At 63.5% G+C, this 17,735-nt stretch carries 21 protein-coding genes; 13 read left to right on the forward strand and 8 right to left on the reverse strand.

Going from position 1 to position 17,735, the window contains the following annotated elements; all coding sequences use genetic code 11:
- Window positions 1-37 precede the first annotated feature (37 nt).
- From FOY51_RS04295 to FOY51_RS04310, 4 genes are read left to right on the forward strand one after another with little or no spacing between them, the layout of a single operon-like run.
- A complete protein-coding gene (locus tag FOY51_RS04295) occupies window positions 38-781 on the forward strand; it encodes a DUF6230 family protein (RefSeq protein ID WP_149428984.1) in 744 nt (247 codons plus the stop codon).
- Entirely contained in the window at window positions 775-1,446 is a 672-nt protein-coding gene (locus FOY51_RS27105; protein WP_187776176.1) for a DUF6114 domain-containing protein, read from the forward strand. The genes FOY51_RS04295 and FOY51_RS27105 overlap by 7 nt, the downstream gene beginning before the upstream one ends.
- On the forward strand, window positions 1,443-2,228 hold the full coding sequence (locus tag FOY51_RS04305) for a hypothetical protein (protein WP_149428985.1): 786 nt from the start codon (window positions 1,443-1,445) through the stop codon (window positions 2,226-2,228). The genes FOY51_RS27105 and FOY51_RS04305 overlap by 4 nt, the downstream gene beginning before the upstream one ends.
- Window positions 2,225-2,902 (forward strand): DUF6230 family protein, encoded by a 678-nt coding sequence (locus FOY51_RS04310; RefSeq protein ID WP_149428986.1) that lies wholly within the window; start codon window positions 2,225-2,227, stop codon window positions 2,900-2,902. Before FOY51_RS04305 ends, FOY51_RS04310 begins: the two co-directional genes overlap by 4 nt.
- A 25-nt stretch (window positions 2,903-2,927) precedes the next feature.
- Here the strand turns inward: FOY51_RS04310 and FOY51_RS04315 are convergent, their stop codons facing one another.
- Both FOY51_RS04315 and FOY51_RS04320 read right to left on the reverse strand, forming a co-directional pair.
- Window positions 2,928-3,176: a hypothetical protein gene (locus FOY51_RS04315; protein ID WP_149428987.1), complete on the reverse strand. Its 249-nt coding sequence runs from the start codon at window positions 3,174-3,176 to the stop codon at window positions 2,928-2,930.
- A gap of 199 nt (window positions 3,177-3,375) precedes the next feature.
- A complete protein-coding gene (locus FOY51_RS04320) occupies window positions 3,376-4,173 on the reverse strand; it encodes a universal stress protein (RefSeq protein WP_187776177.1) in 798 nt (265 codons plus the stop codon).
- Between the two features lie 283 nt (window positions 4,174-4,456).
- On the opposite strand from FOY51_RS04320, the gene FOY51_RS04325 reads away from it, so the two are divergent.
- From FOY51_RS04325 to FOY51_RS04350, 6 genes are read left to right on the forward strand one after another with little or no spacing between them, the layout of a single operon-like run.
- A complete protein-coding gene (locus FOY51_RS04325) occupies window positions 4,457-5,713 on the forward strand; it encodes a DUF445 domain-containing protein (protein ID WP_149429481.1) in 1,257 nt (418 codons plus the stop codon).
- 21 nt (window positions 5,714-5,734) lie between these two features.
- Window positions 5,735-6,619: a DUF4393 domain-containing protein gene (locus FOY51_RS04330; RefSeq protein WP_149428989.1), complete on the forward strand. Its 885-nt coding sequence runs from the start codon at window positions 5,735-5,737 to the stop codon at window positions 6,617-6,619.
- A 60-nt stretch (window positions 6,620-6,679) separates the two neighbouring features.
- A complete protein-coding gene (locus FOY51_RS04335; RefSeq protein WP_149428990.1) occupies window positions 6,680-7,162 on the forward strand; it encodes a nuclear transport factor 2 family protein in 483 nt (160 codons plus the stop codon).
- Window positions 7,129-7,833 (forward strand): DUF4166 domain-containing protein, encoded by a 705-nt coding sequence (locus FOY51_RS04340; protein ID WP_235916109.1) that lies wholly within the window; start codon window positions 7,129-7,131, stop codon window positions 7,831-7,833. The genes FOY51_RS04335 and FOY51_RS04340 overlap by 34 nt, the downstream gene beginning before the upstream one ends.
- 13 nt (window positions 7,834-7,846) lie before the next feature.
- Entirely contained in the window at window positions 7,847-8,266 is a 420-nt protein-coding gene (locus FOY51_RS04345) for a VOC family protein (RefSeq protein WP_149428991.1), read from the forward strand.
- Window positions 8,263-8,949: a pyridoxine/pyridoxamine 5'-phosphate oxidase gene (locus tag FOY51_RS04350; RefSeq protein ID WP_149428992.1), complete on the forward strand. Its 687-nt coding sequence runs from the start codon at window positions 8,263-8,265 to the stop codon at window positions 8,947-8,949. Before FOY51_RS04345 ends, FOY51_RS04350 begins: the two co-directional genes overlap by 4 nt.
- A gap of 1 nt (window position 8,950) precedes the next feature.
- Here FOY51_RS04350 and FOY51_RS04355 read toward each other — a convergent pair whose 3' ends face one another.
- The 3 genes from FOY51_RS04355 to FOY51_RS04365 form a co-directional block, all read right to left on the reverse strand.
- A complete protein-coding gene (locus tag FOY51_RS04355) occupies window positions 8,951-9,628 on the reverse strand; it encodes a nicotinamide mononucleotide transporter family protein (RefSeq protein WP_149429483.1) in 678 nt (225 codons plus the stop codon).
- A 78-nt stretch (window positions 9,629-9,706) separates the two neighbouring features.
- On the reverse strand, window positions 9,707-11,368 hold the full coding sequence (locus FOY51_RS04360; protein ID WP_149428993.1) for a peptide chain release factor 3: 1,662 nt from the start codon (window positions 11,366-11,368) through the stop codon (window positions 9,707-9,709).
- Window positions 11,369-11,440: 72 nt separating this feature from the next.
- Complete coding sequence (locus tag FOY51_RS04365; RefSeq protein WP_235916110.1) at window positions 11,441-12,016, reverse strand: TetR/AcrR family transcriptional regulator; 576 nt, start codon at window positions 12,014-12,016, stop codon at window positions 11,441-11,443.
- 52 nt (window positions 12,017-12,068) lie between these two features.
- Here FOY51_RS04365 and FOY51_RS04370 point away from each other — a divergent pair, with 52 nt between their 5' ends.
- The 3 genes from FOY51_RS04370 (at window position 12,069) to FOY51_RS04380 (ending at window position 15,452) form a co-directional block, all read left to right on the forward strand.
- A complete protein-coding gene (locus tag FOY51_RS04370; protein WP_149428995.1) occupies window positions 12,069-12,755 on the forward strand; it encodes a lysophospholipid acyltransferase family protein in 687 nt (228 codons plus the stop codon).
- Between the two features lie 78 nt (window positions 12,756-12,833).
- Complete coding sequence (locus FOY51_RS04375; protein ID WP_149428996.1) at window positions 12,834-14,468, forward strand: fatty acyl-AMP ligase; 1,635 nt, start codon at window positions 12,834-12,836, stop codon at window positions 14,466-14,468.
- Between the two features lie 144 nt (window positions 14,469-14,612).
- Complete coding sequence (locus FOY51_RS04380) at window positions 14,613-15,452, forward strand: polysaccharide lyase family 20 protein (protein WP_149428997.1); 840 nt, start codon at window positions 14,613-14,615, stop codon at window positions 15,450-15,452.
- A gap of 43 nt (window positions 15,453-15,495) precedes the next feature.
- On the opposite strand, the gene FOY51_RS04385 is transcribed toward FOY51_RS04380, so the two are convergent.
- The 3 genes from FOY51_RS04385 to FOY51_RS04395 all read right to left on the reverse strand — a co-directional run bounded on the left by FOY51_RS04385 (window position 15,496) and on the right by FOY51_RS04395 (window position 17,682).
- A complete protein-coding gene (locus FOY51_RS04385; protein ID WP_149428998.1) occupies window positions 15,496-16,197 on the reverse strand; it encodes a class I SAM-dependent methyltransferase in 702 nt (233 codons plus the stop codon).
- A gap of 195 nt (window positions 16,198-16,392) precedes the next feature.
- Window positions 16,393-16,974, reverse strand: a complete 582-nt coding sequence (pth, locus tag FOY51_RS04390; protein ID WP_149428999.1) for an aminoacyl-tRNA hydrolase — start codon at window positions 16,972-16,974, stop codon at window positions 16,393-16,395.
- Window positions 16,975-17,010: 36 nt separating this feature from the next.
- Window positions 17,011-17,682: a 50S ribosomal protein L25/general stress protein Ctc gene (locus tag FOY51_RS04395; RefSeq protein ID WP_149429000.1), complete on the reverse strand. Its 672-nt coding sequence runs from the start codon at window positions 17,680-17,682 to the stop codon at window positions 17,011-17,013.
- Between the last annotated feature and the right edge of the window lie 53 nt (window positions 17,683-17,735).

Below are 17,735 nucleotides of genomic sequence, written 5' to 3' on the forward strand. Positions count from 1 at the left end.
ACCGAAACCTTGTCGAACGCACGAAGGGTCTTTCCGCATGAATAATCCGATTCGGCGCAGCGCGAGCCGGCTGGCACGGACGGCTGTAAACCTAGCGCAACGCGGTCGCGAGCAGGGCACGCACGCCGCGCAAGCGTGGAACGCCCAGATGCTCGTATCTGCGGAGACCCGACACGGAACGCGATGGGGGCGAGGGGTTGCGATCCTGGTGCCCACGGTGATCGCCACTGGATTCGTCGCGGCCGGGATCGGGCAAGGCGTACTCGCTACCAGCTTCAACGTGTCCAACCAGCCGTTCGAGATCCACGCGACGGAGCTCACCGGTAACGGGCTCGGCGCGGTGATCGGAGCGAGCAACGTCAAGAACGACGACGGATCGGTGGCGCCGACGGCCGTGGTGCACGCCGGCCTGAACTCGGCAGACATTTCGGGGCTGTGCCTGATCGCAAAGCAGAACTTCATGGGCGCGGGCTACTCCATCCTGGTCTCGTCGGCAGGTGACCAGAAAGCGGGCGGCCAGAACGTCATGTTCGATGTCACCGATCTGGATGCCATGCCCGCATTGCTGTCCAAGGCAGTCCTCGGACGCTCGGCCGACGAGATCAACGCGGCTGGACAGAACCTCGGTGGACAGGCGGGTGGCTTCGGCCTGGACGTCACGGACGGGGTCGTGACACTCAACAACATCAACGCGACCGCATACAACGCCCAGGTGGTCGGTCAGTTGGCGATTCCGCATCTGAAGATCAGCCTCAAGCCCGGGACGGCGACAGGATGCTGAAATTCAAGGAGCGAACCGCCCCGGGTGATCACGACGAAGCACCTGCAGAATCGACAGGGCCCACCGCGCGAGCGTTCTCTACGGCACACGATGTCGTAGCAAGGTCGCGAAGCCTGCTGATCACCGGCTGGCACAAGAGCGCGGGGGCGAGGTCCTGGTTCGGTGCCTTCCGGCGCACCAGACCCTTCTGGGGTGGACTGTGGATGATCGTCGGTGGCTGGCTGATCGTGCGGCTGTCGATGGTTCCCCTCCAGGTGGTCGTCTCTGCCGGAATGGCAGGCTTCGGTGGCTGGTTGACCGGCGGCGGTTTGATCGTGTGCGGGCTCATTGCCTGGTCCGCGCCGAGTCAGCGATACGTGGCGGGCATCATCGCCGTGATGCTGGCGATCGCGTCGCTGGTGCTGTCCAATCTCGGGGGTATGTTCGTCGGAATGCTGTTCGGGGTCGTCGGTGCTGCGATGGTCCTAAGTTGGGGACCCAAGAAGCCGCGTAAGTCGGCTCGCGCCGACATCGACGTGCCGCCGGGCGATGCTGAGAAGACCGGCGACGTAACAGCTTCCGCAGAGGAGCCTCCTACGCCTGAACCCAGTGGACACGACGCCGCGCCGCCATCCGAAAAGGATTCGGTGACAACCGGTTCCGAAGCCGGCGAGACGGAGACGTGAGCCGACGGTTCTGGCCGGTTCGTGTGCGAGTCGGCCGTGCCACGGTCGTCGCATGCGCGGCCTTGCTCATCGTCGGGACGGCGTACGGTCCAGCGAAGGTCGCGTCCGCGCTCGGCCTGCACCAAGCTCCCGCGCCCGCCCCGGAGTCGGTCGGCTACCTGCCGCCGCCCTTTCCGGTGGTCGTGAAGTCGCCGACCGTCAGGTTGACCAACCTGCAGAAGGTCGTCGTCAACCATCCGATTCCGTTGACAAACGGAGCAGCGTCACCGCCTGACACGATCTATCTGCGCTTCAACGAGGTCGATCTCGACAACCTCACCATCACCGAATTACAGCCACGCGCACCGCAGGAACCTCTCTATTCCTTCGAGATCGCGAACCGAGGGAGCGGCGCCGAGACCGCGGCCATCGGCAACAAGACTGCGACAACGGAGCTGTGGGGGAAGGTCAACAGCCTCAAGATCTGCATCACAGCGCAGACGTTGGCGACGGTGGTGAACACGTATGCGGGGGTGCTCGGCGGTCGACTCGACTCGCTGCTGCAGCTCATCGGCAGCATCTTCGCGCCGTTTGCCAACAGCCCGCTCGGCCCGGTCGGGCCGTGTGTGCAACTCACCGCGCTGCTACCGGTTCTCGAGGTGCTCATCGACTACGGGGTGCCGCTGCCCAACGTGCTACCGGTGACGGACCTCGATGTCAACGTGTACGCGTTGAGTGTCGCGACATCGCCAGATTCGCCGTCGATCAAACTGCCGAAGGCGGAAGTGAGGGGCCTTCCATGACGGTGGAGTCAGAAGATCGAAACGGCACCCGGTGGCCCCGGGTATTCGCTGTGCTGCTGCCCGTTTTGCTGGTTGTGGGCGGTATCGGCCTCAGTATCGGCAAGGGTGTGCTTGCCGCGTCGGTGGTTGCCCAATCGACAGACGCGACCCTCGTCACCGCCGGACTTCGTGGTGACGGCGTCGGCTTGATCATCGCAGCCAACCCGACGAAAAATCCGGACGGAACAGTCGGCAGCACCTTCGTTCGACGGGTAGGCGTAGGTAAGGCAATAGCGAACGGTCTGTGCCTCGCACAGCCGGTGAAGGTCATGGGTATGACGTACACCGTCCTGATCACCGCCGGTGACAAAGACCCATCCACCTACGAAATTGCTCTCGACGGCGTGGTGCTGAACGCGACCTATGTGAAGGGATACGTCGGAACTACCGGAAATGCTCAGGTGAACAAGAATGCTGCCGATGTGCAGGTGGCAGGAAGTTCCATCTCGTTGGACGGCGCTTCCGACAGCTTCGGCCTGCAAGCCCAGAAGATCGATCTACGCGATATTTCGGCAAACGTGCAGAACATCGATGTTCCCAACACGCTCGCGGCACCGGGTTTCACTGTGAAGGTCGCGCGCGGAACGCAGCAATGCCCGTCACCGCCGACGGGCGCTCAGCCCGGCGGACGCTGACGGGATTCCGCGGGCGGTTTGCCGGTCAGCGGCTGTGTGCCAGCTCGCGGGCGCGGGAGGCCTGCGGTGTGGCGTTGCGAACCGGCGAGGCTTCGCGAGCTGTCAGGCGCCCGGTCGTGGCAGCGGTGCCACGCAGTTTGGCCCACGTCTTGTTCGGCACGAACAGCAGCAGCCATGCTGCGACGATGACAGGAACGACAATCCAGGCATGCGCGGCCAGGTAGGTCACCGCACCGAAGAAATAAGCAACGATGAGAATCGGTAGCTGCGCCATGATGTCTCCCAAAAGAGTTGAATTTCTATCAATTCGATATTTGGTTCAACATCAGCTTCGGCGCTGCTCATCCGATAAGAAAGCGAATGGGATGACGTTCACAAGCACCCCCCGTAATGTGACGGCGATCACGAAACGGCATGAAGAAGGCCGCATTACTCCTTTTGTTGCGAAGTAATGCGGCCGAATGTGGTGTGGGTTACTCGCTGGAAGTATTCACCAGAAGTAAGTTGCCTTCGACGCCGTGCGTCACTTTGTTGGCGATCGATCCGAGCAGGCGCGACGGACCGCTCATGCTGCGATTACCGATAACCATGATGTCGTAGTTCGAGGCCGCATCGATCAGCGCCTTCGCGGGGAGTACGCCGATCAGGATGTCGCGCTCCGGGGTCACGTCAGGGACGTCGATGCCCAGTTCGCCCAGGCTGGCGCCCATCAAACGCTCGCCCTCGCCCTGGTCCTTGGCAACCGTCACGACATGTGGGGTCGCGCCGAGTGCGAGCGCCAGTTCGAGCCCGCGCCGGACGGCGAGCCGGGAGGTGACCGAGCCGTCGGTGGTGAGACCTACCCTGGCACCCGATTCGCGTAGCGGTCCCTGCGCGAACAGGACGTCGGCAGGGCTGTGGTGCGACAACCGGTTGGACACGCTCCCCGAAACTCGACTGGATGCCTTCGTGAGCCCGCGGCCACCGACGACCAGCAGGGTCTCGGGCTGCTCGGTTGCCACTCGGAGCAGTTCCTCTTCCGGCTTTCCGCTCAATTGCTCGCCCGTCACATCGCTCACGCCGCGTCCTGTGACGAGTTCTTCTGCGTTGTCGGTCACACTTTTCGCCCACTCGTAGTCACGCGATCCGGGTACGTTATCGTCGCCCGTCCACACCGTGAGAATGCTGACCGGAACGCCCAGTCGGGCGGCGATTGTGGATCCGACATCGACTGCAATCGCCGAATCGACAGATCCGTCGGTTCCGATCAAAACCCGTGGGTAACTACCCATCAGCCAATCCTCCGCGCGTTCGAAATCGATGATCGAGGTCGTACCTCGCTCGATTCTTCCCCAGTCGCCGGTCATTCGGACGGAGTTCACTGTTTGCGGCGTCGGGGCGCGGAAATGGCCCCGAAATCAGCGCTGGAAAACCCCCGGCCAGGCGAGTTCGGAGGTGCCTGGGCGACTTGTCGTCAAGGTACTCTTCGTTGCGCCTGCACGGGATGGACTCGTGGGAGGCTCGCGACGCCAGCACTGGTCAGGAGGTGTCTTGCTCGTGGATCACAAGCTGCTCATGGAGCTGATTACGATCCCGCTGTTCACCGGCGTGATCGGCTACATAACGAACTGGACAGGCGTCCTGATGTTGTTCGCGCCGCTACGGTTCTACGGATTTCATCTACCGGGCCTCAAATTCGCGTATCCCTATCTACCGCGCCGGGTGCAGGTGCTGCCGGTATTTCATTCGGACGGCCGCATCGGCTGGCAAGGGATGGTTCCGTCGCGCGCCGAAAAGATGGCGAGCATTGCCGTCGACAAGAGCCTGTCGAAATTGGGCAGCGTTTCCGATTTCTATCGCGAGTTGGATCCGGACAGCATTGCCGAACAATTCGTGAAGATTGCGCAGCCCGAAATTCGCGAGCTGGTTCACAACCTGATGCGGCGCGAAAATCCGCGCCTGTGGTACAACCTGCCCGGCTTTGCCAAGGAAGCAATCTATCGGCGGGTCGAAAGCGAACTCCCCGAGAACGCCAGCCGAATCACGGCGACCCTCGGCGATCACATCGAAGAACTGCTCGATCCCAAGTGGATGGCGATCCGGCATCTGACCGAGCATCCGAAACTGCTCAACAGCATCTTCCGCGAGATGGGCGCCAAAGAGCTGAAGTTCATGGTCAACTTCGGCTTCTACTTCGGCTACCCGATGGGTTTCGTCCTGGTCGGCGTGCTGCACCTGCTGCCGTTCTGGTGGGTGCTACCGCTCGGCGGTGTCGTGATCGGCTACATCGTCAACTATCTGGGTATCACGCTGATCTACGAGCCGATCCAGCCCACCCGCTGGTTGCCGTGGCGCCAGGGGCTGATGCTCAAGCGAAGGCCAGAAGTGATCGGCGGTTTTGCGGACCTGATCGCCGACGACGTCATCACGACCGAGAACATCGCCAAGGAACTGATGTTCGGGCCCCGATCCGATCGCACCCGCCAGATGCTGGAGACAGTCATGGGCGGCGCGATCGATCACGCCGTCGGGCGTGCGCGGATTGCGGTCAAGATGTCGGTCGGTAGCGAGGAGTACGACCGACTTCAGGTCGCCATCGCCCCCGCGGCGATGAAGTTCGCCACCGACGCGATGAGTGACAGAGAGTTTTCCGCACAGCAGGCGGGTCGTATTCGATTGTTCGTCGCGACCCAGATGAGCAAGCTCAGCCTCGAGGATTTCGTCGATCTACTGCGGTCGGCGACCAAACAGGACGAGTGGCTGCTGTTCGTTCACGGTGCGGTATTAGGGTCACTTGGTGGCTTCCTGCACCTGGCGATTTTCGGGGTGTGACCGACGCGATGGGACATCGACATGGCTAGCGAAATTGCACGAAGCGGCAACAATGAGGTCACACGCACCGGTGCCAATCTGCCCGCGCAGATCAGCCCCGAGGCGCGCATTCTGCGGGGCGTCTTCCGGGTTGCGGGTCTCGCCGCGGGTACCGCCATACGCGGCGGAACCTGGGCGGCCGGAACCACCATCGACGCAGGCAGGCAGGTGGTCGCCGCGGCGATGGAGGGCGACTCACCCGAAGACGTAGCCGAGCGCGCGTCGGCCCGTTTGCGGTCGCTTGCCCGGACCACTCTCGGTGTCACCGAAGAGTCGGTGCGCGAGATCGTCAGCTACGTGCCGACCGGAAATCTGCAGTCCGGCAACGACGCAACGCCGACACTGACGTCGCGCGAAAGCTCGGCCGAGGAGTTGCGACGTCGTGGCGACGAACTGCTTGCGACCTCCGCCAACGTGTACAGCGAAGACGCGATGCATCCCGCGTACGGGCGAATCCTGGGCGAGTTGGCGCCGGACGAGGCGCGGATGCTCCGTTTCCTGGCACTCAACGGCAACCAGCCGATCGTCGACGTGCGTACCAACCGGCCGTTGGGCATCGGGTCCGAATTGATCGAATCGGACCTGTCGTCGGTGTCGGAACAGGCCGGGTGCAGGCATCCGGAGCGGTCGCGCTCGTATCTGATCAATCTGAAGCGCTTGGGGCTCTTGGCGATCGCCGACGAACCGGTGGAGCTGAGTCGGTACATGGTGCTCGAGGTGCAGCCGAAGGTCGATGCCGCGGTCAAACGTGCCGGGCGTGCGCCGAAGATCGTCCGCAAGCGCGTCGCCCTCACCGATTTCGGCGTCGACTTCTGCCGAACCTGCTTCACGCTCGAATCGTCGAACGCCACCGGAATCGGTATTTGACGCAGATTCGTCACGGCAATTCGCGCATCGAAGTGTCGGCGCAGGTGAGATGGTATCTACATGGACCACGACGCTGTCGCAGCCATCAGTCGTCTCAAGTACCGCTACCTGCGTTGCCTCGACACCAAGTCGTGGGACGATTTCGCCGACACGATGGTCGCGGAGGCAACGTCCACCTACGGTGAGGCGCTCCAGTTCGAGTCACGCGACGAGTTCGTCGCCTTCATGCGCAACACGCTCGGAACGCACGTCATCACCGAGCATCGGTGCGACCACCCGGAGATCGACATCGACCCTGGCGGCGAAACCGCTACCGGGACTTGGTACCTGGCCGATACGGTGATGATTCCCGAGCACAACATGGTGCTGCGTGGCGCGGCGTTCTACTCCGACAACTATCGGCTGTGCGACGACGGAAAATGGCGCATCGTGCACACCGGCTATGAGCGCACCTACGAGGGAGTCTTCTCGCTCACCGACATTCCCAGCTTCCGCTTGACCTCCAACCGATGGGCGCTCTCGGAATCGTCGTCGTGGTCATGACCTCGGTGGTGGCCGGCTCGTTGGGTTCGGATTTTTCGCTGTTGCATCCGAAAGTGGCTTGGCGCTTCGGCTTTTCGTCGGCCGACGACGTCTGTCAGATCGGCACGGGCGTGATGGAGGAGATCAGCGCCACTAGATTGCTGCCCGCTCCGGTGCTCCGGATCGGTGCGCGCCGGGGGCTGTTTCCGCCCGGTGTCGGCGCAAACGTTCCGTTCACGATTGCCAACTATGCCTATCGAGACACCCTCGGACGTGAGGTGCTGGCCTTCGGCCGTAGATTCGCGTTCCCCGGCCGCACCGGCATTCTCAACTCCCTGATGGTCACCGGTACCGACAGTGCGCTGGACTATCTGGGCAACAAGCCGGACATGGTGGTGCACACCTCGTGCTCCGTCGGCGAAGACGGAGCGTTGTTGCTGCACAGCGATCCGCCCCGAGTTCTGACGTGGCCGTTCACGATTCGCGCGCCCGCGGTCATGTCCGCGATCACCGAGGCACGCGAGGGGTGGGACGAGACGAATCAGCGTCACACCATCGAAGTGTCGGTGCGCAGCCCGGCGATGGGGGAGTTGCTGAGCTATCGGGGCTGGTTCACTGCTGTTGCGAAACCTTGTACACGAGAAGAGATTCCGGCCGAGTTGATCCCCGCCCACATCGAATCGCGGGAGTGAGGAGCGAAACCAGATGAACGACACGCCTTTTCCCCGTCCCGGTGCGCTTCCGTACCTCACGGTGCGCGGTGCCAGCGCAGCCATCGACTGGTATCGCAAGGCTTTCGATGCCGAGGTGATCGGCGAGCCGATCGTGATGGACGACGGGCGCATCGGGCACGCCGAGCTACGGCTACATACCGGGATGATCTACCTGGCTGAGGAATTCCCCGAAATCGGTTTGACAGCACCGGAATCCGGAGCCACCTCGGTGTCGATGATGTTGCCAGTCGCCGACACCGACGACGTTCTCGCACGTGCACACGATGCGGGCGGAACGGTGGAGCGGTGGATCTCCGAGAGTTACGGACACCGAAACGCCACGCTGATCGACCCCTTCGGTCATCGCTGGATGCTGAGCGGCCCGTTGAAGGATCCGACGGACGTCGGATGAGCGAGGTCGGTCCGCGAGACAGTCTGCCGGACATCAGATCGTGGCTACGCACGTTCCCGATGGCGGCGTTGGACAGGCCAGATTCGTCGCCGCCCGATCCTGCGGTCGAACCGTACGTCGTGTTTCTGGATTGGCTGGAACACGCTGCCGTTTCGGGGATCCCGGAGGCCAACGTCGGTGTGCTCGCGACGGCGGGAGTTGGCGGTGGAGCTGACGCCCGTGTGCTGGTGCTGCGCGATGTGACGCCGAACGGCTGGTGGTTCTCCGGCCCGGTCTTCTCGCCGAAAGGTCTTCAGCTAGAGGCCGATCCGTTTGCGGCGCTGACGTTCTACTGGCGTGAACACGGGCGGCAGGTGCGCATCGTCGGAGCTGCTCGATCGGGCGATGCCGCTACGACAGCCCGGGACTTCCGGGATCGTTCGCCCACGGCACGCGCAGTCGCGTCGGCCAGCGAACAGAGCGAGGTGCTCGCTGACGAGGTCGAGTATCGACGAGCGGTCGACAAGGCCGCCGCGGTGATCGAAGGCAACTCGTCGTTTGTTCCGGACCATTGGCGCGCATGGTGTTTGGTGGCCACCAGCGTCGAGTTCTGGCAAGCAGATCCGGGCCGGCGGCACCTACGCTGGCGCTACAGCCGGGCCGACGAGACGCGGAGCTGGTCACAGCAGACACTGTGGCCGTGAACTATCGCAGCGGTACCGACTGGCGTTGCAGCGGCGGTTCCGAGCCGGTCGCTTTGAGCCACACGACGAAGCCCCAGACGACGAATCCCGCATAGACCAGATAGAGCGTCGCCGACGGGTAGTAGCCCGCCTTCAGCAGTAGCGGGACGCCGACAGCGTCTACGCCGATCCAAATCAGCCAGAACTCCGTCCAGCCGCGCGCCATGCCGTAGGTCGCGAGCACGGAGCCGGTGAAGATCCAGGCCTCGGACCATTTGCCGTACGAGCCGATCATGCCGAAGATCTGCGCGAACACGACGGTCCCGACGAGCATGGCCCCGATCAGGAACCAGCGATCGCGAGCGCTCGCCCAGTGTGGCCGAACCGCGTTGGCGGACGGTGAGCCGTCGCGCGTTGCCCGCCACTGCCACCAGCCGTAGCCGCTGACCAGAATGAACAGAATTTGGCGTCCGGCTTGGCCCGCAAGGTCGAGCGCTTGCGGGGTGTGGAAGACACCGCCGAGAAACACGGTGAACAGCAAGACGTTGCCTGCAACACCGACCGGCCACGCCCACACGCGGCGGCGCATGCCGCCCACAGCCGATGCGAGGCCGAAGAGGTTGCCGATGATCTCGCGCCAGAGAATCTCCGACCCGGCGATCTGCAACTTTGCGTCGAGCAGTGCGACCAATGGATTCACCACCGGTGCAACTCCGTTGCCTGTGAGTGAAATTCCGTGCCAGGGCACCGAAATTCACGCACTGGCGCGCAGCGCCGCTCAGTCGGCGGCCGCAACCAGCGGCTCCAAGGTGAGCTCGGGCATTTCCTTCTGGATGTACTGCAGGCGCCATTTGTCGCTGACCAGGGCGAGGAGCACCCCGTCCGACCTGGTGAACACCTCGACGCCGCGTTGCCTGCCGAGTTCCACCGCCGACTCGGCATCGGTGCGCCGAGCCAACCCGTAACCGAGCGGTTCCATCCTGGCTTCGACATTGAACTCCGCCTTCATACGTGCTGCGACGACCTCGAACTGCATCGGACCGACGGCAGCGAGCACGGGGGAGGCGTCGCCGCGAATATCGTTGCGCAGCACCTGAACAACCCCTTCGGAGTCGAGCTGATCGACGGCCTTGCGGAACTGTTTGTACTTGCTTGCGCTCTCGGCACGCAGGATCGAGAAGAACTCGGGCGCGAACGACGGGATCGGCGGAAACTCGACCTTCTTGTCCGTGTAGAGCGTGTGGCCGGGTGCCAGCGCCGTCGCGTTGACAAGGCCGACCACATCGCCCGGGTATGCGCTGTCCACTGTCGAGCGCTCGCGGCCGAACACGGTCTGCGCGTACTTGGTGGTGAACGGCTTGCCGGTCTGCGCGTGGGTGACCACCATGCCCCGCTCGAAGACCCCGGACACGATCCGCATGAACGCGAGACGATCGCGGTGGGCGGTATCCATACCGGCCTGCACCTTGAACACGACCGCGCTGAACGGGTCGGTCACTTCGCGCTCGTGATCGTCGATGTCGGTGCGGCTGTGCGGTGGCGGAGCGAGCTCCACCAGCGTCTCGAGGATCTCCTTGACGCCGAAGTTCAACATGGCCGACGCGTAGATCACCGGTGACGTATGGCCCGCGAGGAACAGTTCCTGATCGTGATCCTGGCCGGTGGCCGAGAGCAGTTCGCTCTCTTCGGCTGCGGTGACCCACTCGTCGCCTTCGCGTGCCAGCGCGGCGTCGACGTCGAGGAGTTCCTCGGGTGCGATGGTCGCGCCGCCTGCGGTCCGCGTGAACCGGATGTATTCCTGTGCCCTGCCTTCTTCACCACGTCGTAGCAATCCGCGGAAATCGCCCGCGATGCCGACGGGGAGAAACAGTGGGGTCGGCGTGAGCCCGATCCGCTCCTGAATCTCGTCGAGCAGTTCCAGCGGCGCGCGGCCTGGCCGGTCCCACTTGTTGATGACGGTGATGACGGGGATTCCGCGGTGGCGACAGACCTGGAACAGCTTGAGCGTTTGTGGCTCCAAGCCTTTCGCGGCGTCGATCAGCATCACTGCGGCATCGACGGCTGTGAGAACGCGGTAGGTGTCTTCCGAGAAGTCGGAGTGCCCGGGGGTGTCGACGAGGTTGATGACGCTGTCTTCGTAGTTGAACTGCAGGGCTGTCGAGCTGACCGAGATGCCGCGCGCCTTCTCCATCTCCATCCAGTCGGACACGGTGGAGCGACGCCCCGCCTTGCCGTGGATGGCGCCTGCCTCGGAGATCATCCTGGCGTGCAGCGCGAGGGCTTCGGTGAGAGTCGACTTACCGGCGTCGGGGTGCGAGATCACCGCGAACGTTCGCCGACGGGCGACTTCGGCGTCGAGGCCCTTGCTTGTCGCACCGGTGCCGCTGGGAGACGTCGATTCGGCGGTAGTGGAGTCAGCCGATTCGGGCGGCGTAGTCAACGGTGGTCCTCTCTACAGATTTTGTCTGAGTTACGGTACTGGATTCGACGTCGCAACTCCGATCTGTGCAGGTCAAACCGCTAGGTGAGCGTGGACAGCCCGCGCGATCAAGTCGCGCAGATCGACTGGACCGGCAACAAGTTCCACGCTCCGGTTAGCGGCGAGCACCGCGATTCCGTGCACGTTGGTCCACAGCGCGAGGCTACGAACGGCCGCGTCGTCGCAGTCCGCCACAGCGGCGTCGACCAGTTCGACGATGGCTGCGAACAGCGGCAGCGTGACCTCGCGGAGCGGAGCGCCATCCACAAGTCCGCCGTCGATCGGGTCGTGGCGAAACATCAACTCGAACATCGCAGGCCTGTCCACGGCGAACTCGACGAACTCGATGCCGAGCGCTGTCAACTTGTCGGTCGGGTCTTCGCTACCCGCAACGATGGGCTGGAAGCGACTCAGCAGATCGTCGAATCCGGATCGAGCCACAGCGGCGAGCAGGTCGCGATGCGTCGGAAAGTATCTGCGCGGAGCCCCGTGCGAGACACCGGCTTCCCGCGTGATCGCACGCAGTCCGAGTCCGTCCAGCCCGTCGCGCCCGAGCAGATCGGTGCCTGCGCGAACCAGTCGTCCTCGTAGTCCGTCGTCTGCCGCCACGAAAGACATTGTCTACTATCGGTGCGTAGACAATGTCTACGAGAGGTTCGTCATGCTCTATCCATTGCTCAAATACGTTCTGATCGGGCCGGTGCTGTGGGTGCTCGGCCGCCCGACTGTCGAAGGGGCTCAGCATATTCCGTCATCGGGACCGGTGATTCTCGCCGGCAATCATCTGACGTTCGTCGATTCGCTGTACCTGCCGTTGGTGGTTCGTCGTCGCATCACGTTCGTCGCGAAGAGCGAGTACTTCACCGGCACCGGAATCAGGGGCGCGCTGAACCGCTGGTTCTACAAGGCCGTCGGGCAGGTGCCTATCGACCGCAGCGGCGGCGACGGCGCAACCGGCGCGCTCTCGGCGGCAACGCGCATTCTCGCTGCCGGCGGCATCTGGGGGATCTATCCGGAAGGCACCCGATCTCCGGACGGCCGGCTCTACAAGGGCAAGACGGGGGTGATGCGCGTGGCGCTGGCGACAGGCGCGCCGGTGATCCCCGTAGTGATATCGGGAACCGAATCGGTCAACCCGCGCGGTCGCCGAGGCTGGCGTCTCGGCCGGGTCCACATCGCCTTCTGCGAGCCCCTCGACCTCTCGCGCTACCGCGAACTCGCGATGCACCGTGCGGTCGTCAGATCGGCCACCGACCAATTGATGCGCGAGCTGCAGCGCAAGTCTGGGCAGGAGTACGTGGACAGCTACGCGAATAGGTATCGAACCGAATCGGCGTCGGATTCGTGAACTGCGATACGTGAGCGAAGTCATCCAGCCGGAACGTCGCCGCGAATAACTTTCTGTAGCGACACGACGGAGCCGACCATGAGCAAATTCACCGACGAGATGTACGCGACGGCGAGGACCTCGACGCGCGGATTGGTGACCGGTGAACCGGGCGAGCCGCTGCGCCAACAGTGGGGCGAGATTCACCAGACGGCGCGACGGATGGCGGGTGGGCTGCGGGGCGCGGGCATCGAGCATGGCGACGCGCTCGGCGTGCTCGCCGGGCAACCGGTCGATATTGCCCCGGCGTGCCAGGCGATCTGGATGCGTGGAGCGTCCGTGACGATGCTTCATCAGCCGACCCCACGGACCGATCTCGGCGTATGGGCGAAGGACACCGAGACCGTGCTCGGCATGATCGCGGCGAAGGCCGTCGTGCTCGGGTCACCGTTCGAGCCTGCAGCGCCGCTACTGGCCGAGCGCGGCATCACCGTCCTGACGATCGACGGCCTGCGCAACGGTCCCGCCATCGACCCCGTCGAGACCGCCGAAGACGATATTGCGTTGCAGCAGTTGACGTCCGGATCGACGGGTTCGCCGAAGGCCGTGCAGATCACGCACGAGAACTTCTACACCAATGCGTACGCGATGATCGACCGCATCAAGTTCCAGACCGAGCACGACGTGATGATCAGCTGGCTGCCGCTCTTTCACGACATGGGCATGATCGGATTCATGTCGGTGCCGATGCAGGTGGGTGCCGAGGTTGTGAGCATCACTCCGCTGGACTTTCTGCGGGCGCCGTTGCTGTGGGCGGTGCTGATCGGAAAGTACGGCGGGACAGTAACGGCCGCACCGAATTTCGCGTACTCGCTGCTGGCTCGTCGGCTCGACCAAGCCGCCGACGGTGCGATCGACCTGTCATCGATTCGGTATCTGTGGAACGGTGCGGAACCGGTCGATCCGACGACGATGGCGGCGTTGGCCGCGGCAGGTGAGCGGTTCGGTTTGAACGCGTCCGCGATCGCCCCCGGTTACGGCATGGCGGAAACGACGCTCGCCGTGTCCATTCAGGAGCCGGATCAGGGGCTGGTGGTCGATGTGGTCGACGCCGACCTCCTCGAAGCGATGCATCGCGCGGTCCCGGCGAAGAAAGGCAACGTGCGCACTCTCGCAACATTGGGAAAGATCGTGCCGGAGTTGGAAGGTCGAGTCGTCGACTCGGAGCGTCAGGTGCTTCCGCCGCGTGGCGTCGGCATCATCGAGGTTCGCGGTAGGGCGGTGACGCCCGGCTACATCACGCTCGACGGCCCCAAACCTGCACGCGCGGAGGACGGTTGGCTCGACACCGGCGACGTCGGCTACTTCACCGAAGAAGGCTTCGTTGTCGTGTGCGGGCGCGCCAAGGACGTCATCATCATGGGTGGTCGCAACATCTATCCGACGGACATCGAGCGTGCTGCCGCCACCGTGGCCGGGGTGCGGCCCGGCAACGCTGTCGCGGTACGACTCGATGCGGGCAAGCGCCGCGAAAGCTTCGCCGTCGCAGTCGAAACCAACGATTTCGAGGATCCAGAGCAGGTGAATCGCATCGAGCACGACGTGGTGCATGCGGTGTTCTCGGAGGTAGGCGTGCGGCCGCGGACGGTTGCGGTTCTCGGTCCGGGGAGCATCCCGAAGACCTCGTCCGGGAAGTTGCGGCGTTCGAACTCCGCCTCGCTGGTTGGGTCTTGATTGAGCCGAGATCCACGATCGAGGCGGTTGCCCGCAAGTTGCCCGCCCAGGTCGATCGGTCACGACCTGGTATTCTTGGCCACGCGCGGTCGTGACTCCACAGTGGATGTTGCCTGACTTCATCCGCGATGAAAGTGGTTGGCTATGAGACTCGGTTCCGTTTCCGCCGCGCTCCTTCTTCTTCTCGTGGCGGTCTGTTCGCAGGCCGGAGCGCCCCTGGCATCGGCAGGCAATGGGTTCATCGGCGACTTCGAGACCGGTAATCTCAACCAGTGGCAGAACTGCCAAGATGTGCAGGTTGTCAGTCTTCCGTGCAACCTTGTCGGTCCGAGCCAGAGCATCTCGGTGGAGAGCGATGTTGTCCGTCAGGGCAGATTTGCTGCCCGATTCCAGGTTCGAGGTGGCGATCAACCTGCCGGATTGTGCTGTGGCGACCGTGCCGAGGTGAGCGGTGAAGGCGCAACCGCCGCAAATGAGGGCGACGATCGCTGGTATCAGTGGAGTACCCGTTTCGACACCGGGTTTCCGGCCACACAGGGTTGGTCCGTAGTCTCGCAGTGGCACGCTATCCAGGACGGTTCACCTCCGGTTGCCATCGACTCCGGCCCGGTGAACATCAGCCCGAACCACTGGGGAATTACCGTCTCGACGTGGAACGCGCCCGGCATTGCCGGTCCCACATTCACGCCATGGAGTGCCCCGATCGACCGAGGTGCGTGGAACGACATAAAGATGCACATTCATTGGTCGGCGAACGACAGTTTCGGCTTCATCGAGTTCTGGCTCGACGGCGCTCGGCAAACTTTCACAGCTGCGCCGTGTGCGGGCCAAACGCGGTGCATGGTGCGAACCCTGATGCCTGGTGGTGGCGGTGTTTACTTCAAGCAGGGCTACTACCGCGACCCGGCGATAACGGCGCCGGGAGTGGTCTATCACGATGGCTTGTCGATAGCGGACACCGAAGCTGGCCTCGCGCCGCTGTGACTTCGCCGCCCGCGCGTCCTGGCTGGGGCGCGGACAAATCAGTTCACGACTTGCGCGCGATCGCGTAGACAGAGGGAGCCGCGAATCCTCTCAGCGCCCGCGATGTCACTGCGCGAAGTGCCCGATCAGGTAGCCGCGCTCCGTATTTGTAACGCAGATAGTCGCCCGTCAGGAACTCGATATCTGTGAACTGCTCGCGCATCAGTCCGGTCAGCTCGTGTTCGGTGAAGCCCGCGTGAGCGCCGAGTTCATTGTGGAATCGACCGGCGAGTCGCGCTTTGTAGTCGCTGAGGTTCCACATGAGCTTGTCCTTGGCGCTCGCGTCGAACGAGCCGAGGTATCCGACGGCGCGATGCCGATTCGGCGTGCCGAGGTAGATGAGCCCACCGGGGCGGAGAACGCGACCCAATTCCCGAAGGCAACCGACAGGATCCGTCACGTGTTCGATCACGTGGTGATAAAAGACGACATCGAAGCTGTTGTCCGGAAAGGGAACGTCCAGAACGCTGCCCGCGACGAGTCGAAAGTTCGGCACATCGGAACCGAGGGCTGGATCCCATTCCTCACCGATGTCCACTCCGGTGAGTGACCCGCCCAACTCTTTCCTGATGAACAACGCTTCGTGCCCCTTTCCGCACCCCGCCACGAAAACTCGAGGTTCGGGTCCAAGGCCGCGCGACGCTAGCGTTCGGCAGAAGTGTTGCGCCCCCGCGTGAGTGTCGTCGCTTTCAACGGTGTCTGTCATTGTCTTCGCTCCCCGTGCCGATTAGTGACGGCGGCAGAACGAAATTCACAGAGATGCATGCGAACCATCGAGAAAGCGTTCCCCCACCACTGAGGAAGTGTGCCATCCTCCAACAGCAGTGGGGCGTGAACGACGATTTACGAGAGATAGAGAAAATCTTGAACTCTGGCCACCGCAGTGCCCGGTCTGTTCCAACTAGTGCAGCCGATTCTGAGCGGCTTCGAGGCCGATCTGAAGCACCAGTTCCACGGCGTCGGCGGCCTCCTCGCACACCACACCGAGATCCTTGCGCTCGACGGTGGAGAAGGGCTTCAGCACGAACGATGCGGGATCCATGCGGCCGGGTGGTCGACCGACACCGACCCGGGTGCGTAGATAGTCCTTGGATCCGATCGCGGCCGAGATGGATCGCAATCCGTTGTGGCCGCCTTCGCCGCCACCGAGTTTGAGCCTCACGACGCCGAAATCGATGTCCAGCTCGTCATGAATCACCACGATGTTCGCGGGCTCGATGGAAAAGAAGCGGGCGAGCGCCGCGACGGGTCTGCCCGAGACGTTCATGAAAGAGCGCGGCTTGGCGATCACCACCTGGCGATCGCCGAGCCGCGCCGTCACAACGTCTGCGCCGGACTTCTTGTGCGCACCGAACTTGCCGCCGACTCGGTCGGCGAGCACATCGGCGACCATGAAGCCGACGTTGTGCCGCGTGCGTTCGTACTGTGCGCCCGGATTGCCCAGCCCGACAACGAGAGCTGGGTCGCGGGTTGTGTCCGACATGTGAAGTGCCGCCGATTGCTCGGCGTGCAGTTCCCGCTAGTTCTCGTCGCCCTCGGTGGACTCGCCTTCGGCGGCCTCACCTTCGGCCTCGTCGCCGTCGACAGCAGCCTCGTCGCCCTCGGCGGCTTCGCCTTCACCCTCGACTTCGAGCTCTTCCTCGGTCGGGGCAGGCACCACGTTGACGATCAGCGTCTCGGGATCGGCGTTGAGAGTGGAGCCTTCCGGCAGCTCGATCTGTCCGGCGAGAATCTGGGTGCCGATCTCGGCATCCTGCACGGAAACCTCGAGCTGCTGCGGGATCTTGGTGGCATCGGACTCGACCGAAATCACGTTGGCGTCCTGCGTGACCAGGGCGCCCGCGGCGGCTTCACCGGTGACAACGACCGGCACGTCGATGACGACCTTCTCGCCCTTCTTGATGACCAGGAGGTCGGCATGCTCGATGTAGCGGCGGATCGGGTGGACGACGACCGACTTGGTCAGCGCGACCTGCTCCTTGCCCGCGATGTCGAGGGTGAGCACGGCGTTGGTGCCGCTGTCACGCAGGACCTTGGCGAACGCGCGCGCGTCGAGGGCGAGGTGCTGCGGGTCCGAGGCGTGGCCGTAGAGAACGGCGGGGACCTGTCCGTCACGGCGAGTGCGGCGAGCCGCGCCCTTGCCGAATTCGGTGCGGACGATGGCTACCAGGCGATTCGGATCTGACGACATGTTCGATCGGCTCCTAGAACTTCGATTAACTTTCGGGCTGAGGTCAACTCGTC

It is taken from the genome of Antrihabitans cavernicola, from assembly GCF_008297975.1.
In the GTDB taxonomy this organism is placed as follows: Bacteria; Actinomycetota; Actinomycetes; order Mycobacteriales; family Mycobacteriaceae; genus Antrihabitans; species Antrihabitans cavernicola.

Excerpts from the sequence above, each read along its gene's own strand:
- FOY51_RS04295 (WP_149428984.1), top strand. The coding sequence starts at position 38 with ATGAATAATCCGATTCGGCGCAGCGCGAGCCGGCTGGCACGGACGGCT.
- FOY51_RS27105 (WP_187776176.1), top strand. The coding sequence starts at position 775 with ATGCTGAAATTCAAGGAGCGAACCGCCCCGGGTGATCACGACGAAGCA.
- FOY51_RS04310 (WP_149428986.1), top strand. The coding sequence starts at position 2,225 with ATGACGGTGGAGTCAGAAGATCGAAACGGCACCCGGTGGCCCCGGGTA.
- FOY51_RS04315 (WP_149428987.1), bottom strand. The coding sequence starts at position 3,176 with ATGGCGCAGCTACCGATTCTCATCGTTGCTTATTTCTTCGGTGCGGTG.
- FOY51_RS04320 (WP_187776177.1), bottom strand. The coding sequence starts at position 4,173 with ATGGGTAGTTACCCACGGGTTTTGATCGGAACCGACGGATCTGTCGAT.
- FOY51_RS04325 (WP_149429481.1), top strand. The coding sequence starts at position 4,457 with ATGGAGCTGATTACGATCCCGCTGTTCACCGGCGTGATCGGCTACATA.
- FOY51_RS04330 (WP_149428989.1), top strand. The coding sequence starts at position 5,735 with ATGGCTAGCGAAATTGCACGAAGCGGCAACAATGAGGTCACACGCACC.
- FOY51_RS04335 (WP_149428990.1), top strand. The coding sequence starts at position 6,680 with ATGGACCACGACGCTGTCGCAGCCATCAGTCGTCTCAAGTACCGCTAC.
- FOY51_RS04340 (WP_235916109.1), top strand. The coding sequence starts at position 7,129 with ATGGGCGCTCTCGGAATCGTCGTCGTGGTCATGACCTCGGTGGTGGCC.
- FOY51_RS04345 (WP_149428991.1), top strand. The coding sequence starts at position 7,847 with ATGAACGACACGCCTTTTCCCCGTCCCGGTGCGCTTCCGTACCTCACG.
- FOY51_RS04350 (WP_149428992.1), top strand. The coding sequence starts at position 8,263 with ATGAGCGAGGTCGGTCCGCGAGACAGTCTGCCGGACATCAGATCGTGG.
- FOY51_RS04370 (WP_149428995.1), top strand. The coding sequence starts at position 12,069 with ATGCTCTATCCATTGCTCAAATACGTTCTGATCGGGCCGGTGCTGTGG.
- FOY51_RS04375 (WP_149428996.1), top strand. The coding sequence starts at position 12,834 with ATGAGCAAATTCACCGACGAGATGTACGCGACGGCGAGGACCTCGACG.
- FOY51_RS04380 (WP_149428997.1), top strand. The coding sequence starts at position 14,613 with ATGAGACTCGGTTCCGTTTCCGCCGCGCTCCTTCTTCTTCTCGTGGCG.
- FOY51_RS04385 (WP_149428998.1), bottom strand. The coding sequence starts at position 16,197 with ATGACAGACACCGTTGAAAGCGACGACACTCACGCGGGGGCGCAACAC.
- pth (WP_149428999.1), bottom strand. The coding sequence starts at position 16,974 with ATGTCGGACACAACCCGCGACCCAGCTCTCGTTGTCGGGCTGGGCAAT.
- FOY51_RS04395 (WP_149429000.1), bottom strand. The coding sequence starts at position 17,682 with ATGTCGTCAGATCCGAATCGCCTGGTAGCCATCGTCCGCACCGAATTC.